Raw genomic sequence first — 16012 nt, forward strand, 5'->3', positions numbered from 1 at the left:
GCTTTCCCGTCGCGATTATTCAAACAAATTATGATGCAGCTTCTGCACCACTTTCTCCGCGTCGTCGCCAGGCACCAGGAAGCACAGGTTGTGGCTGGATGCGCCGTAACAGATCATGCGGATATTGAATGGTTCCAGTACGCCAAACACCTCTTTACCGACGCCGCAGGCTTTCGATAGCTCGTTGCCGATCAGGGCGACCAGCGCCAGATTTTCTTCCACTTCGACGCGGCACAGCGAAGAGAGCTCGGTCAGCAGCGCCTGGGTGAGCAGAGTGTCGCCAGCGGAGGTTGAACCGGTGGTGTCCATGGTCAGCGCAATACTCACTTCCGAGGTGGTGATCAGATCGACGGAAATATTATGCCGCGCCAGAATACCGAACACTTCTGCAAGGAAGCCGCGGGAGTGCAGCATATGCAGGCTGTGCAGGGTCAGCAGCGTTTGACGACGACGCAGCGCCAGCGCGCGGAACAGCGGTGGATTTTCGGTTTTATGACAGACCATCGTGCCGCCGGCTTTAGGTTCTTTGCTGGAGCCGACGAATACCGGGATATCGCTACGTACGGCCGGCAGCAGGGTGGCCGGATGCAATACCTTGGCCCCGAACGTGGCCATCTCCGCGGCTTCAGCGAAAGCGATCACATCGATGCGTTTCGCCGCTGGCGCGACGCGCGGATCGGTTGTGTAGATCCCAGGGACATCGGTCCAGATATCGACACGGCTGGCGTTTAAGGCTTCGCCGAGCAGCGCGGCGGTGTAGTCGCTGCCGCCGCGGCCAAGGGTGGTGGTGCGGCCTTTGGCTTCACTGCCGATAAAGCCCTGGGTAATCACCAGGCCTTCTTCCAGCCGTGGCGTGAGTTGTTGCTGCGTCAGTTCCGCCAGCGCGGCGATATCTGGTTCGGCGCGGCCGAAACGATCGTTGGTGCGCATCACTTTACGTACGTCGAACCACTGCGCCGCAATACCACGCTCGCGTAGGATCTCAACGAACAGTAAGGTGGACATCAGTTCGCCGTGGCTCACCAGTTCATCGGTCAAGGCTTCCGAGCTGGCCAGCGAGGCGGCTTCCGCCAAGGTAGTAATGTTTTCCAGCAGACGCTCGATCTCTTCGCGAATAACGTTGGGATAACGTAAACGCTCCAGAATATTGAACTGGATTTGGCGCATTTCATCGAGCTTAGCGAAACGTTCGGTGGGTTCCAGCCCTGCCGCTAAAGCAACTAAGATATTGGTAACGCCAGCCGATGCGGATAACACCACTACGCGGGTATTCGCATCCAGCAGCGCGACGTCGACGCTACGATTCATCGCGTCGAAATCGGCCACGCTGGTGCCGCCGAACTTAGCAACAACTAAATCTGTCATAACAACCTCGTGTCAGGGGGCCTGACTTATTAAAACGATTCCTGAACAACCGCTCCTGGTTCGGGCTGGAAATAACCGGAGCGCTACAAAATGTCTTAATAAGCCAGGCCAAATTAACTCAGCCATGGCACAAGGGAAGAGCGAAAAGTAGGGTGGGCGCAGAGCGATAAACAAACTACGATGTCACCCAGAAGTGCTCCACCTTGTAGACCCGTTCGCCGATGACGCGCATCGGTTCGCGAGTATGAAACGCCCGACTGCGAACGCTTCTGGTGACAACCCAGGGGATTCAGCCCCTGTGGCCGGCGACAGACTTAACCAGATGCCTGTGCGCCTCGGCGTTGCTCCCCCTCACGTATTTTCCCCGGACTGGTTCCTCCAATACGGTTACCTGGGCAACGCACCTCTTCTGGCAATTACTGACGTCTTTCACTATGCCTGGGGAGAGACTGGTCATTATACCCCCCAACGATACTCTTCGCTGTAGCGTGAAATGCGCGAGCAATACATACCTACGGTTCCGTAGGCAGTTCAGCTATATAAAGGCTTCCGGACGGGTATGTCAACGACAGGGTTATGCGGATTTTTCATGCATCGGCGGATAACAGAAAAAAGCCTAATGATCGCTATAATATGGGAGCTCTTTACCCTATTTCTGACCCCCGTCAACGGCATAACACAAAAATCATCACAATTTTCCGCCGCTGAGGCTACAATCGACCGAAGTCACATTTTTCAAATCAGAAGAGTATTGCTAATGAAAAATATCAACCCAACGCAGACCGCTGCATGGCAGGCATTACAGAAACACTTCGATGAAATGAAAGACGTCACTATCAGCGAGCTTTTCGCCAAAGATAGCGATCGTTTCTCTAAATTCTCCGCTACTTTTGACGATCTGATGCTGGTGGACTTCTCCAAGAACCGCATCACTGAAGAGACGCTGTCTAAGCTGCAGGATCTGGCGAAAGAGACCGATCTGGCCGGCGCTATCAAGTCGATGTTCTCCGGCGAAAAAATTAACCGTACCGAAGACCGCGCGGTACTGCACGTCGCGCTGCGCAACCGCAGCAATACGCCGATTGTGGTTGATGGCAAAGATGTCATGCCGGAAGTCAACGCGGTGCTGGAGAAGATGAAAGCCTTCTCAGAAGCGATTATCTCCGGTAGCTGGAAAGGCTACACCGGTAAACCGATCACCGACGTGGTGAACATCGGTATCGGCGGTTCAGACCTCGGCCCGTTCATGGTGACCGAAGCGCTGCGCCCGTATAAAAACCATCTCAATATGCACTTCGTTTCTAACGTTGACGGCACTCATATCGCCGAAGTGCTGAAAGCGGTGAATCCGGAAACCACGCTGTTCCTGGTGGCTTCTAAAACCTTCACCACTCAGGAAACCATGACCAACGCCCACAGCGCGCGTGACTGGTTCCTGGCGACCGCGGGCGACGAGAAACACGTGGCGAAACACTTCGCGGCGCTCTCCACCAACGGTAAAGCGGTTGGCGAGTTCGGTATCGATACGGCTAACATGTTTGAGTTCTGGGACTGGGTTGGCGGTCGTTACTCCCTGTGGTCCGCCATCGGTCTGTCTATCATTCTGTCCGTCGGCTTCGACAACTTCGTTCAGCTGCTGTCCGGCGCCCACGCCATGGACAAACACTTCTCCACCACCCCGGCTGAGAAAAACCTGCCGGTACTGCTGGCGCTGATTGGCATCTGGTACAACAATTTCTTCGGCGCCGAAACCGAAGCGATTCTGCCGTACGATCAGTACATGCACCGCTTTGCCGCTTACTTCCAGCAGGGCAACATGGAATCCAACGGTAAGTACGTTGACCGTAACGGCAACGTTGTGGATTACCAGACTGGCCCAATCATCTGGGGCGAGCCGGGGACTAACGGCCAGCACGCGTTCTATCAGCTGATCCACCAGGGCACCAAAATGGTACCGTGCGATTTCATCGCCCCGGCTATCACCCATAACCCGCTGTCTGACCACCATCAGAAACTGCTGTCTAACTTCTTCGCCCAGACCGAAGCGCTGGCCTTTGGTAAATCCCGCGAAGTGGTTGAGCAGGAATATCGCGATCAGGGTAAAGACCCGGCTCAGCTTGAGCACGTGGTGCCGTTCAAAGTGTTCGAAGGCAACCGTCCGACCAACTCCATCCTGCTGCGTGAGATCACCCCGTTCAGCCTGGGCGCATTGATTGCGCTGTATGAGCACAAAATCTTCACCCAGGGCGCGATCCTCAACATCTTCACCTTCGATCAGTGGGGCGTTGAGCTGGGTAAACAGCTGGCTAACCGCATCCTGCCGGAACTGAAAGATGGCGCGGACGTTAGCAGCCACGACAGCTCTACCAACGGTCTGATTAACCGCTATAAAGCCTGGCGCGCATAAGCGCTGCGCAATTAAGCCTGAATGCCGACCCGCGGGTCGGCATTTTTATTTATAGCCGCCGCAGCAGCCTCGCCGGGTTGCCCGCCCAAACGCCTTTCTCGGTGATGGATTTTGTCACCACGCTCCCGGCGCCGATGACCACGCCATCGCAGATACTCACCGCCAGAATGGTGGCGCCGCTGCCGATAGACACGTCATTGCCGATTTCAATGCGCCCCCAACTGTCGCGGTCGGCATTCGGTTTGCCATCGCGGAACATGTCGTTGGCGAACATCACGCCGTGGCCGATAAAACAACGTTGGCCGATGGTGACGTACTCGCAGATAAAACTGTGGGACTGGATTTTGCTGTCCGCGCCGATGCGCGTATGCCCCTGAATCTCGACGAACGGCCCGACGAAGACGTTATCGCCGAGCTGGCAATCATAGAGGTTGGCGGGCTGGTATATGACCACGTTTTCGCCGCAGATGACGTTGCGAACGCCGGTATCGCGAAGCGTAAAAGGGGGAATATTTGGCTCATTCGACATGCTGCATTCCTCGTTCGGATCTCATCGTATAGTGCCTGCAAAATGAGCAATGAGGAACGGCGAAAAACGGTGGGGAAGGAGGCTGGAGGTTTCCCCCCAGCCGGGTGATTAACGAGCGGAGGCGATGGCTTCGATTTCGACGCCGGCGTCTTTCGGCAGCCTTGAGACCTCCACGCAGGAACGCGCCGGGAAGGCGGCCTGATGCTCGGTAAAGAAGGCCTCATAAGCGGCGTTGATGGCGGCAAAATCCTGCAGGTCTTTGACAAACACCGTGGTTTTAACAATCTGCCCCACCGTGAGTCCGGCAGCTTCAACGATGGCTTTCACATTTTCCAGCGATTGCCGCGCCTGTTCGGCGATATCGCTGGGCATGGTGCCGTCCAGCGGATTAATCGGTAGCTGACCGGAGGTGATGGTCATCGAGCCGAGATTGACGCCCTGCACGTACGGGCCGATAGCGGCAGGCGCGTCAGCGGTGGTAATAATCATACGGGTTATCCTTCAAACGGTTACATAAAGTAATTCAACAACACCAGCGAGCCGACGCCGCTCACCACCACCCACACCAGGCCTAAACGGAAGCTGGCGAGCGTGCAGATAATGGCGGCGATCACCTTCGGATTCTTTAAGTCGAACTCCATGCTGGAATTCACGCTAAGGATCTGAATGGTGATAATGGCCGGCAGGACGGTGACCGGGACGAAGCGCAGCGTTTTCGTCACCCGTTCGGACATCTGGATTTTTCCGGCCAGGCCGATAAACGAAAATCGGATCAGGAAGGTCACGGCGGCCATACCCAAAGTCAGGGCGATAAAGTAGCTATTATTCATGTTCCAGCGCCTCCACGAGCGGCATGTCGGATTCGGCAATCGCTGCCTGTTTACGTTCTTCAGCCAGGTCGACGCACAGCCCGGCGAGCACGCCAAGTACTGAGGCGACGACAATACCCAGGGAGTAGGGCAGGATGACCAACAGCACGCCGGAGACGGCGGCCACCACGGCGGCGACGGTACAGGCCTGGCTTTTTATTTGCGGCACCACGATGGCGATAAAGGCGGCGACCATGGCGAAATCCAGACCATACTTTTCAATATTCGGGAAGGAAGCGCCGACCAGCGCGCCGAGGAAATCGGCCAGTACCCAAATCGCCCAGAAGGTGATCATCGCCGAGCCATAAAACAGATATTTATCCTGCTTATTGCCCTCTATCTCTTTGACGGTGGTGGCGTACACTTCGTCGGTCAGCGCGTAGGACATAAAGCATTTTTTAAAGAAGGATGCTTCACGGACGGTACCGGAAATAGAGGCACTGTACAGTACATGACGTAGGTTAATTATTAATGTGGTGAATATAATAACCCCGAGCGTAGCGCCGGTTTTAAGCATATTTAATGCCAGCATTTGCGCCGAACCGGCAATAACAATCGCCGACCACGCCGTACTCTGCCAGACGCTCATGCCGGCGCTGACGCTTAATGCGCCGACAATAAATGAAAATGGAAAGTCGCCGATGCACAGCGGCATAATGGCGCTGGCGCCACGGAAGATGACTTTTTTATTCATCTGCTATACCTGCTAATTTATAAATAATAATGTGGGTATGGTAGGTTAATCAGGGCCTGAATGTTCAGGCCCGTTAAATATTATTATTTAGCGACCATAATGCTAATAATTTCTTTATCGGTGAGGGTCATTGGTTTAATCACCAGGCGGCACAGGTTATTAATAGTCTGCTCGACATCGGCGCAGACAATACCATCATTGGCGCCAGCGCAGCTATTTTGCATCGCCATCAGTACCGCCTTAAACGCGCTGGATACCACGGACGAGACTTTCATCGCACAGCTATTAGAGGCGCCATCACAAATCATGCCGGTAATATCACTGACCATATTAATAATCGCGGTGTTAATGGTGTTGATATCGCGGGTAAACAGCCAGGCCATCCCGGCAGCTGCGCCCATGGCGGCGGTTGAGGCCGCGCATAGCGCAGATAAGCGCGTATAACGAGAATGAATTGAGATGGCGGTGAGATGAGATAGAGACAAAGCGCGCGCCAGGGTCTCTTCATCGACGCCGAGATGCTCTGCAACCACCACTACCGGCATGGTTGCCGTAATGCCCTGATTGCCCGAACCGAAGTTAGACATTGCGACCACCGGCGCGCCGCCCATGCGGGCATCTGAAGCGGCGACGGTGTTGATGATCACCTTGCTTAACAGATCGTTGCTCATCAGGCCGTTTTTCACGGCGTCAGAAAAGGTACCGTTAATGTTCAGGCCATATTTTTTGGTTTTGCCTTCTGCCGCCAGCGCGGAGTTTAAGCGCGCGGCTTCAAGAATAAAGCGAATATCATTAAAGTCGGCGCTATTAATAAATTCGTAAGCCTGCTGTAGCGAAAAATTGGGCAGCGTTTCGTGCCGGGCGCGCGCATTCTGTTTTTCGCTTAGTGGCTGCGGCTGGCCATTAATATAAAGCTCGACCACGTTGGTGTGGGTTCCTTTCACCACGACGCGGCAGGTATTCTCGTGATCTGAGAGAGTTAGATCCAGATGAATAAAGTCCGGGGTCTCTTCGACGGCAATATCAACGGCATGATTGGCGATCAGTTTCTGCGCCATTTCGACGTGTAGCGGGGTGATATCTTCCAGCGTTTTTAATCCCTTTTGCGGGTTGCCGCCAAATGCGCCAATTGCGGCGGCCAGCGCTACACCGCAAACGGTGGTGCCGGGAATAGTGACGCCCATCGCGTTTTTATAGAGATTGGCGGAAATAAAACCGCTAATGTTAGTACAAGGGTTTTCTAAATATTGTGCGGCGTAGGCGGCAGCGAAGGAAATAGCGACAGGTTCAGTACAACCTAAAGCCGGGGCAACTTCTTGTTTGAGCCATTTTACGTACAGGGAAGCGTTATCGGAGTTCATAATGATTTAATGTCCAAAATTAAATTTTATTCAACTGCGATAATGCTAAGACAAAGGATGAGAAAAATCTTACCCTAATAGCCATATAAATAATGCGGATTAGAGAAAAATTTTATCTTGTGGCAGGTTTTAAGATATAACTGTTTCAAATGGTAAATGTTTTAAATTTCAGTTGGTTATTTGGTTTTGTCCTAAGCGTAACGGATGATTTGGTTAACTTGCTCACAGCGTTGCGGGAAGTAAAATTTTCTCTTAGTTGCATTTACCGCGTTGAAGGACCGATGCTGCTCGCAAAGCGAAGTAGATCTGGATCACACTTTTGCGCTATACAGATCAACAACGTTCATGCATTTGAGGTGTCACTATGCCGTCGGTATATCGTCCGCTGGTTAATTTTGTTGCGAAGGCCATGCAGGCCGTGCTGAACCTGGCGCTGCTGTGTCTGGGAATCATTCTGGTGGTGTTCCTGGGAAAGGAGACCCTGCATCTGGCGCACGTGCTGTTTACGCCGGAGCCGGTGAGTAAGTACAAGCTGGTTGAAGGGCTGGTGGTCTATTTTCTCTACTTCGAGTTTATCGCGCTGATTGTGAAATACTTTGAGTCCGGTTTTCACTTCCCGCTGCGTTATTTCGTCTATATCGGTATTACCGCGATTGTGCGGCTTATTATCGTCGACCATGAGTCGCCGATGGCGGTGCTGATTTACTCTGCGGCGATCCTTATCCTGGTGATTACCCTGTGGTTGTGTAATTCCAACCGTCTGAAACGGGAATAAAAAAAGCGGCCTCCAGGGCCGCTTGACCGACAATCACAAATGAAATTTATGTAGGGTCCAGTAGAGGATTGCAGTGGCATTTGCCCTACTTTTTCAGGGAGAGGTGGGCTGCCGTACCCGGTTGGGGTCGCGTACCACATCCCACCCTCTCTGAAATTTGGGGCGATAAAACAAGGGACTAACATGATGAAACTTAACCTTTCACCCCGCCCGCCGTCAGGCCGTTAACCAACCAGCGCTGAGCCAGCAGGAAGACGACGGTAATCGGAATCGCCGACAGTACTGCCGCGGCGGCGAAGTCACCCCACAGGTAGTTCTGCGGATTGAGATACTGCTGCATCCCGACAGCCAGGGTATAGCTGTTTACATCGCGTAGCAGCAACGAGGCCACCGGCACTTCGGTAATCGCGGCGATGAACGACAGAATAAACACGACCGCCAGAATCGGTACCGACAGCGGCAGCAGCACCAGGCGGAAAGCCTGCCATGGAGTGGCGCCATCCAACGCGGCCGCTTCTTCCAGTGAGCCATCGATAGTTTCGAAGTAGCCCTTAATCGTCCAGACGTGCAGCGCGATACCGCCCATATAGGCGAAGATCACCCCGCCGTGAGTGTTGAGGCCGACGAAAGGCAGATATTGACCGAGGCGGTCGAACAACGCATACAGCGCCACCAGCGACAGCACCGCCGGGAACATCTGGAAAATCAGCATCCCTTTGAGCAGCGTCGCTTTACCCGGGAAGCGCATACGGGCGAAAGCGTAAGCGCAGGTGGTGGAGAGGGCGACGATGCCGATCGCGGTAATCCCGGCGACCTTAATTGAGTTCCACAGCCACAGCAGTACCGGGAACGGCGGCGGCGTTACCCGGCCATCGGCGTGTTCGACGCTGAAGCCTAATGCCAGACGCCAGTGCTCCCATGAGATGGTATCCGGGATCAGACTGCCGGTCGCGAAGTTGCCTTCGCGCAGCGAGATAGCGATAACCATCAGCAGCGGAAACATAATCGCGGCGATAAAAATCAGTAGCAGGAGATGCGTGGTAAATAAACGTAGCTTCTGCGATTTGGGTTGGACCATAGCCATTGTCGTTATCTCCCTTAATCAAACTTCATGCGCGTGGCTTTCAGATTCACAATCGCTAACGCCCCAACCAGCAGGAAGATAAGCGTGGCGATAGCCGCCGCCAGGCCGAAGTCCTGACCGCCGCCGCCTTCAAAGGCGATACGATAGGTGTAGCTCACCAGCAGGTCGGTATAACCGGCTGGCGTGGTGGTGCCGAGACGGTCCGGGCCACCGTTGGTTAACAGTTGAATCAGCACGAAGTTGTTAAAGTTAAAGGCGAAGCTGGCAATCATCAGCGGCGTGAGCGGTTTGATCAGCAGCGGTAGCGTAATTTTAAAGAAGTTCTGGAACGGGCCCGCGCCATCCATCGCCGACGCCTCGTACAGATCGTCCGGAATCGCCTTCAGCAGCCCCATGCACAGAATCATCATGTACGGGTAGCCCAGCCAGGTATTGACGATGATGATCATCGTGCGTGCGGTGGTTGGGTCGCTAAACCAGGCTGGTTTAATGCCGAACAGCGCGCTCAGCATCATGTTGATTTCACCAAAGCTCTGGTTAAACAGCCCTTTGAAAATCAGTATTGAGATAAATGACGGCACTGCATACGGCAGAATCAACAACACGCGGTAAATCGCTTTGCCCTTCAACGCTTCCCACTGCACCAGGCAGGCCAGCACCATTCCCACGGCGACGGTCAAAATCACCGTCAGCACCGAGAACACCACGGTCCAGACGAAAATGGCGAAGAACGGTTTCTGGATCCCTTCATCCTGGAAAACGCGGGTGAAGTTATCCCAGCCGATGGTAACGGTATAACCCGGGCTCAGCTTCTCATTGCCCCAGCTGCCATCGGCATTGATGGATTGATAAAAGCCGATGTCGGCGTTAGGGCGATATTTTACGCCGCTTTGGTTGTTAGTGAGCGTGCCGTCGTTGGCCAGCGCGTACAGCGGTTGGGTACCGGAGAACTGGCGCAGTGAACTCATAATCACTTTGCTTTCATCCGGCAGCACGGCGGTCAGTTGGTTCAGCGCGGCGCGGTTCTGGGTGATTACGCGTAAATTCGCGCGTTCGCCTTGCGGCAGGACATCGGCTTCTTTTAACGCCAGCTTCTGCTCGCCGCCAAATTTAAAGGCTTCGGAGAGATAATTTTTACCGCTTTCACCGTCCGTCAGCGCCAGCTGCCACTCATCGCCCGCCGGGTAGAGTGAGAAGTTATAGGCTTTGCCGGCCTGGAAAGAACGGTCCATCAGTACCTGCTGGGCGCGTTCGAAGGTGAGCTGGTTGGTGCTGCTGTAGTTAGTGAAGGCGATGGCAATGGTACAGATCAGCGGAAACAGAACAAACAGCCCCATCCCGGCGAGACCCGGATAAACATAGCGCCAGGCGTAAGCCTTGCGATTAGAAAAAATATACAGGCCAACCGAGCTTAAAATCAGCGTCATGATGGCGAACAGGTACTCCCCCTGGGCGTACATTAAAACAACAAGGTAACCCACCAGCAGGCACAGCAAACCAATCACAGACCATGTGAGTTGCGGGCTTTGCCACCAGTGTTTCTTTTTAACGGCATCCATGGGGATCATCCTCTACAACGTTAAATATCTGTCGACAAAAGTGCCTGATGGGGCTGCGCTTATCAGACCTACTGGGTGCGTAGGCCGGATAAGGCATTTATACCGCCATCCGGCACGTGTGCGACGGTATTACTTGGTGATACGGCCCTGTGCATCCTTCAGTGCGGCATCGACGGTCTGACGGCCGCTTGCGGCGTTGATAACCGCGGTACGGACGGCATACCAGAATGCAGACATCTGCGGAATGTTCGGCATGATTTCGCCTTTCTGCGCGTTAGCCATGGTGGCGGCGATACGCGGGTCTTTTTCCAGCTTCTCCTGGAAGGATTTCAGCGCCACGGCGCCCAGCGGTTTATCGTTGTTCACCGATTCCAGGCCCTGATCGGTCATCAGGTAGTTTTCAAGAAACTCTTTCGCCAGTTCTTTATTCGGGCTGGCGGCGTTAATCCCGGCGCTCAGTACGCCAACGAATGGTTTAGACGGTTTGCCTTTGAAGGTCGGCAGCAGAGTAACGCCGTAGTTAACCTTACCTTTGTCGATGTTCGACCACGCCCACGGACCGTTGATGGTCATCGCGGTTTCGCCTTTGTTGAACGCCGCTTCCGCGATGGAGTAGTCGGTGTCGGCATTCATGTGTTTATTCTTGATGAGGTCGACCAGGAAGGTCAGACCGGCTTTTGCCCCGGCGCTATCGACGCCGACGTTTTTCACGTCGTATTTGCCGTTTTCAAACTTAAACGCGTATCCGCCATCGGCGGCAATCAGCGGCCAGGTGAAGTACGGTTCTTGCAGGTTGAACATCAGCGCGCTCTTACCTTTCGCCTTCAGCTCTTTATCCAGCGCAGGGATCTCTTCCCAGGTTTTCGGCGGGTTCGGGACCAGGTCTTTGTTATAAATCAGCGACAGGGCTTCCACTGCCACCGGGTAAGCGATCAGTTTGCCGTTGTAGCGTACGGCATCCCAGGTGAACGGATAGAGTTTGTCCTGGAACGCTTTATCCGGGGTGATTTCCGCCAGCAGACCGGACTGCGCGTAGCCGCCAAAACGGTCATGCGCCCAGAAGATGATATCCGGGCCGTCGCCGGTCGCCGCAACCTGCGGAAACTTCTCTTCCAGCTTATCCGGATGTTCTACGGAAACTTTAATGCCGGTATCTTTTTCGAACTTTTTACCCACTTCAGCGAGGCCGTTATAGCCTTTATCGCCGTTAATCCAGATAACCAGCTTACCTTCTTCAATTTTTGCGAGGGCAGAGGCGGAAAACATCATCGTCGTCAATGCAGACAGCGCGAGGATGCGAGCGCCAGTTTTGATTTTCATATACCCGTCCTATTTGGTGATGTGCTCGTGGATACACTTGAGTGGTTTAACGCTGATGAGTTTCCTTTTTTAACAACCTCTTTCCATCCTCCCTATGTCTACGCCCCGCCCGCCGTTTATGTGATCCGTATTGCAGAAATGCCGGTAATGGGCCCTGGAGCACATAAAAAAGCCACCGTTTTTGTCGCTTCGATCACGAAATGACCTTTTGCCGGGAACTTCCGGCGGCGAGAGGCAATTTCTCATCCTCCCGTCTCCTCCCCCATCAAAAACCCGGGGGGTGGAGGATTTGCCAACGTAATGAATGCCGCATAGTCAGCCCATCTTGAATGTGTCTTTAAGTGACAGGTTGTAACGAAGGGAGAAGGGCATGGCGAGCGTACAGCTACGAAATGTAACGAAAGCCTGGGGCGACGTGGTGGTATCTAAAGATATCAATCTCGAGATCCAGGATGGGGAGTTCGTCGTGTTTGTAGGACCGTCGGGCTGCGGCAAATCCACCCTGCTGCGTATGATTGCCGGACTGGAAACGGTCACCAGCGGCGATCTGTTTATTGGCGATACCCGAATGAACGATGTGCCGCCCGCCGAGCGCGGCATCGGCATGGTATTCCAGTCTTATGCGCTCTATCCCCACCTTTCCGTTGCCGAAAATATGTCTTTTGGCCTGAAACTGGCCGGGGCGAAAAAAGAGATGATTAACCAGCGCGTGACCCAGGTCGCAGAGGTGTTGCAGCTGGCGCACCTGCTGGAGCGTAAGCCGAAAGCGCTCTCCGGCGGCCAGCGTCAGCGCGTGGCCATCGGCCGTACCCTGGTCGCCGAGCCGCGGGTTTTTCTGCTTGATGAGCCCCTGTCCAACCTCGATGCCGCGCTGCGCGTGCAGATGCGTATCGAAATCTCCCGTCTGCATAAGCGCCTTGGTCGCACGATGATTTACGTCACCCACGATCAGGTGGAAGCCATGACCCTGGCCGACAAAATCGTCGTGCTGGATGCCGGCCGCGTCGCGCAGGTCGGGAAACCGCTGGAACTCTATCACTATCCGGCAGACCGCTTCGTCGCGGGCTTTATTGGCTCGCCGAAGATGAACTTCCTGCCGGTCAAAGTCACCGCGACCGCCATCGAACAGGTACAGGTCGAACTACCGAACCGCCAGCAGGTCTGGCTGCCGGTAGACAGCGCTCACGTTCAGGTCGGCGCCAATATGTCTTTGGGTATTCGCCCTGAACACCTGCTGCCGAGCGACATCGCTGATGTCACCCTCGAGGGCGAAGTGCAGGTGGTCGAACAGCTTGGTCACGAAACGCAAATTCATATCCAGATCCCCGCCATCCGTCAGAACCTGGTGTACCGCCAGAATGACGTGGTGTTGGTAGAAGAGGGAGCCACATTCGCCATCGGTTTGCCGCCGGAGCGCTGCCATTTATTCCGTGAGGATGGCACCGCTTGTCGTCGGCTGCATAAAGAGCCGGGCGTATAAGGTTCCCCATTAAAAGAAGACGCGAACCCAGCGCGCAGCCAACCATGCGGCGGCCGACGGGGAAGTGTTCAAAGAAAAGCAATGATCTCAGGAGATAGAATGATGATTACTCTGCGCAAACTTCCACTGGCGGTAGCCGTTGCGGCGGGCGTGATGTCTGCCCAGGCGCTGGCTGTCGATTTCCACGGTTACGCCCGTTCCGGTATTGGCTGGACCGGCAGCGGCGGCGAACAGCAGTGCTTCCAGGCCACCGGCGCTCAAAGTAAATACCGTCTCGGTAACGAATGTGAAACTTACGCTGAACTGAAACTGGGCCAGGAAGTGTGGAAAGAGGGCGATAAGAGCTTCTACTTCGATACCAACGTTGCCTACTCGGTATCGCAGCAGAACGACTGGGAATCTACCAGCCCGGCCTTCCGTGAAGTTAACGTGCAGGGTAAAAACCTGATCGACTGGCTGCCGGGATCAACCCTGTGGGCCGGTAAGCGCTTCTATCAGCGTCATGACGTTCACATGATCGACTTCTACTACTGGGATATTTCCGGTCCAGGCGCCGGTATCGAAAACATCGATCTGGGCTTCGGTAAACTCTCTCTGGCCGCCACCCGTTCTTCTGAATCCGGCGGCTCGGCAACCTATGCTGACCGCGATCCGCTGACTGGCGAACGCGTTTACGATCATCTGGTACCGAACGACGTCTTCGACGTGCGCTTAGCGCAGATGGAAACCAACCCAGGCGGTACCCTGGAGCTGGGCGTGGACTATGGCCACACCAACGTGCCGGATGACTACTACCTGCAGCCGGATGCATCGAAAGATGGCTGGATGTTCACCGCTGAACACACCCAGAGCATCCTGAAAGGCTACAACAAATTTGTTCTGCAGTACGCGACCGACGCCATGACCTCCAACGGTAAAGGCGTACCGCAGGGCGGCAGCATCAATAACGATGGTTCCATGTGGCGTGTGCTTGACCACGGCGCGGTCTCTCTGGCGGACGATTGGGACATGATGTACGTCGCCATGTACCAGGACGTCAACCTGGACAACAACAACGGTACCAAATGGTGGACCGTCGGCGTACGTCCTATGTACAAATGGACGCCGATCATGAGCACCCTGTTGGAAGTCGGCTACGACAACGTCAAATCGCAGAAAACCGGCGACAGCAACAACCAGTACAAAATCACCCTGGCGCAACAGTGGCAGGCGGGCGACAGCATCTGGTCCCGTCCGGCAATTCGTCTGTTCGCCACCTACGCGAAGTGGGATGAGAAGTGGGGTTACACCGATAGCGGTGTTGCCATGCGCGATACCTCTGGTACCGGCATCAACACTTCCAGCCGCGGCGACAACGATGAGTGGACCTTCGGCGCCCAGATGGAAATCTGGTGGTAATGCAATCCGCATCATGATGAGTAAAGAGGGGCGGCAGCCCCTCTGTTTTCGGCCCAGCGCGCTATTGCCTGGCTAACGCTCGGCCATAGGAATTGAGGTGATAACAATGAATATGAAGAAAAGTCTCGTTGCCCTCTGCCTGTCCGCCGGCCTGCTGGCCAGCGTACCCGCAGTCAGTTTTGCTGATGTCAATTTCGTGCCGCAGAATACCTCTGCCGCGCCGTCAATCCCGGCTTCCTCGCTGCAGCAGTTGACCTGGACGCCGGTCGATCAATCGAAAACCCAAACCTCCAAAGTGGCGATCGCAGGACAAACGTTGAATGTCCCCGGTATCGCCGGGCCGGTGGTGGCCTATAGCGTACCGGCCAATATCGGCGAGTTAACCCTGACGCTGACCAGCGAAGTCGACAAACAGACCAGCGTCTACGCGCCAAACGTGCTGATCCTCGATCAGAGCATGACGCCGTCCGCCTTCTTCCCGAGCAGCTATTTTACCTATCTGGAGCCGGGCGTAATGAGCGCCGACCGCCTGGAAGGAGTAATGCGCCTGACGCCGGCGCTGGGACAGCAGAAAATTTATGTGCTGGTGTTTACCACTCCTCAGGATCTGCAGCAGACCACTAAATTAATCGACCCGGCGAAAGCCTACGCGAAAGGCACCGGTAACGCGGTGCCGGACATTCCGGATCCGATCGCTAAACATACCACTGACGGCACCTTGAGCCTGAAGGTGAAAACGTCTTCGAGTTCCAGCGTGCTGGTGGGCCCGCTGTTTGGATCTTCCGGCCCTGGCCCGGTGACCGTCGGCAATACCGCGGCGCCGGTCTATAACGCCCCGGCCGCTGCGCCTGTTGTCGCGCCGGCTGCTGCCGCCCCAGCGGCGAAAAGCGAACCGATGCTTGACGATACCGAAACCTACTTCAACAACGGTATCAAGAAAGCGGTGAAACAAGGCGATATCGACAAAGCCCTGAAATTGATGAACGAAGCTGAGCGCCTCGGCTCGAAATCTGCTCGTTCCACCTTTATCAGCAGTGTAAAAGGCAAGGGGTGACCGTCTCCCCACAATGCTGATGTTTAGGCACAGCCTTTAGGTGCGTCCGCCTGGACGCACTTTTTTTTATCGCGCAGCGGCAACTGTTGCATGCCTGTTGCGCGGATGATCGTATAT

General features: G+C 54.8%; 14 protein-coding genes and 1 riboswitch. Of the genes, 5 read left to right on the forward strand and 9 right to left on the reverse strand.

Annotation, left to right across the window (positions count from 1 at the left end; translation table 11 throughout):
- Nucleotides 1-15 precede the first annotated feature (15 nt).
- Nucleotides 16-1365: a lysine-sensitive aspartokinase 3 gene (lysC, locus tag ABLV17_RS17735; RefSeq protein WP_087858850.1), complete on the reverse strand. Its 1350-nt coding sequence runs from the start codon at nt 1363-1365 to the stop codon at nt 16-18.
- A gap of 183 nt (nt 1366-1548) precedes the next feature.
- A riboswitch (Lysine riboswitch) is annotated at nt 1549-1782 on the reverse strand.
- Nucleotides 1783-2122: 340 nt separating this feature from the next.
- On the opposite strand from lysC, the gene pgi reads away from it, so the two are divergent.
- Nucleotides 2123-3772, forward strand: a complete 1650-nt coding sequence (gene pgi / locus ABLV17_RS17740; protein ID WP_020079879.1) for a glucose-6-phosphate isomerase — start codon at nt 2123-2125, stop codon at nt 3770-3772.
- Between the two features lie 49 nt (nt 3773-3821).
- Here pgi and ABLV17_RS17745 read toward each other — a convergent pair whose 3' ends face one another.
- The 5 genes from ABLV17_RS17745 to ABLV17_RS17765 form a co-directional block, all read right to left on the reverse strand.
- Nucleotides 3822-4301, reverse strand: a complete 480-nt coding sequence (locus ABLV17_RS17745; protein ID WP_087858849.1) for an acyltransferase — start codon at nt 4299-4301, stop codon at nt 3822-3824.
- A 108-nt stretch (nt 4302-4409) separates the two neighbouring features.
- Complete coding sequence (locus ABLV17_RS17750) at nt 4410-4790, reverse strand: RidA family protein (protein ID WP_271032797.1); 381 nt, start codon at nt 4788-4790, stop codon at nt 4410-4412.
- Nucleotides 4791-4810: 20 nt separating this feature from the next.
- On the reverse strand, nt 4811-5131 hold the full coding sequence (locus ABLV17_RS17755) for an AzlD domain-containing protein (protein WP_015368778.1): 321 nt from the start codon (nt 5129-5131) through the stop codon (nt 4811-4813).
- A complete protein-coding gene (locus ABLV17_RS17760; RefSeq protein ID WP_308958245.1) occupies nt 5124-5864 on the reverse strand; it encodes an AzlC family ABC transporter permease in 741 nt (246 codons plus the stop codon). Before ABLV17_RS17760 ends, ABLV17_RS17755 begins: the two co-directional genes overlap by 8 nt.
- Nucleotides 5865-5947: 83 nt before the next feature.
- On the reverse strand, nt 5948-7225 hold the full coding sequence (locus tag ABLV17_RS17765; protein ID WP_213794919.1) for an L-serine ammonia-lyase, iron-sulfur-dependent, subunit alpha: 1278 nt from the start codon (nt 7223-7225) through the stop codon (nt 5948-5950).
- 364 nt (nt 7226-7589) lie between these two features.
- On the opposite strand from ABLV17_RS17765, the gene psiE reads away from it, so the two are divergent.
- On the forward strand, nt 7590-8000 hold the full coding sequence (gene psiE, locus ABLV17_RS17770) for a phosphate-starvation-inducible protein PsiE (protein ID WP_015368775.1): 411 nt from the start codon (nt 7590-7592) through the stop codon (nt 7998-8000).
- A gap of 193 nt (nt 8001-8193) precedes the next feature.
- Here psiE and malG read toward each other — a convergent pair whose 3' ends face one another.
- The 3 genes from malG to malE all read right to left on the reverse strand — a co-directional run bounded on the left by malG (nt 8194) and on the right by malE (nt 11963).
- Nucleotides 8194-9084, reverse strand: a complete 891-nt coding sequence (gene malG / locus ABLV17_RS17775) for a maltose ABC transporter permease MalG (RefSeq protein WP_015368774.1) — start codon at nt 9082-9084, stop codon at nt 8194-8196.
- A gap of 14 nt (nt 9085-9098) precedes the next feature.
- Nucleotides 9099-10643 carry a maltose ABC transporter permease MalF gene (malF, locus tag ABLV17_RS17780; protein ID WP_113374990.1) on the reverse strand — a complete coding sequence of 515 codons (1545 nt, stop codon included), beginning with the start codon at nt 10641-10643 and terminating at the stop codon, nt 9099-9101.
- Nucleotides 10644-10772: 129 nt separating this feature from the next.
- Nucleotides 10773-11963, reverse strand: a complete 1191-nt coding sequence (malE, locus tag ABLV17_RS17785) for a maltose/maltodextrin ABC transporter substrate-binding protein MalE (protein ID WP_087858845.1) — start codon at nt 11961-11963, stop codon at nt 10773-10775.
- A 370-nt stretch (nt 11964-12333) separates the two neighbouring features.
- On the opposite strand from malE, the gene malK reads away from it, so the two are divergent.
- From malK to malM, 3 genes are all read left to right on the forward strand, one after another.
- On the forward strand, nt 12334-13443 hold the full coding sequence (gene malK / locus ABLV17_RS17790; RefSeq protein ID WP_047046460.1) for a maltose/maltodextrin ABC transporter ATP-binding protein MalK: 1110 nt from the start codon (nt 12334-12336) through the stop codon (nt 13441-13443).
- Between the two features lie 99 nt (nt 13444-13542).
- Nucleotides 13543-14841, forward strand: a complete 1299-nt coding sequence (locus ABLV17_RS17795; protein WP_015368769.1) for a maltoporin — start codon at nt 13543-13545, stop codon at nt 14839-14841.
- A gap of 106 nt (nt 14842-14947) precedes the next feature.
- Nucleotides 14948-15895 (forward strand): maltose operon protein MalM, encoded by a 948-nt coding sequence (gene malM / locus ABLV17_RS17800; protein WP_047066997.1) that lies wholly within the window; start codon nt 14948-14950, stop codon nt 15893-15895.
- Nucleotides 15896-16012: the final 117 nt, after the last annotated feature.

The organism is Klebsiella sp. CN_Kp091 (assembly GCF_040065095.1).
Classification (GTDB): Bacteria; Pseudomonadota; Gammaproteobacteria; order Enterobacterales; family Enterobacteriaceae; genus Klebsiella; species Klebsiella aerogenes.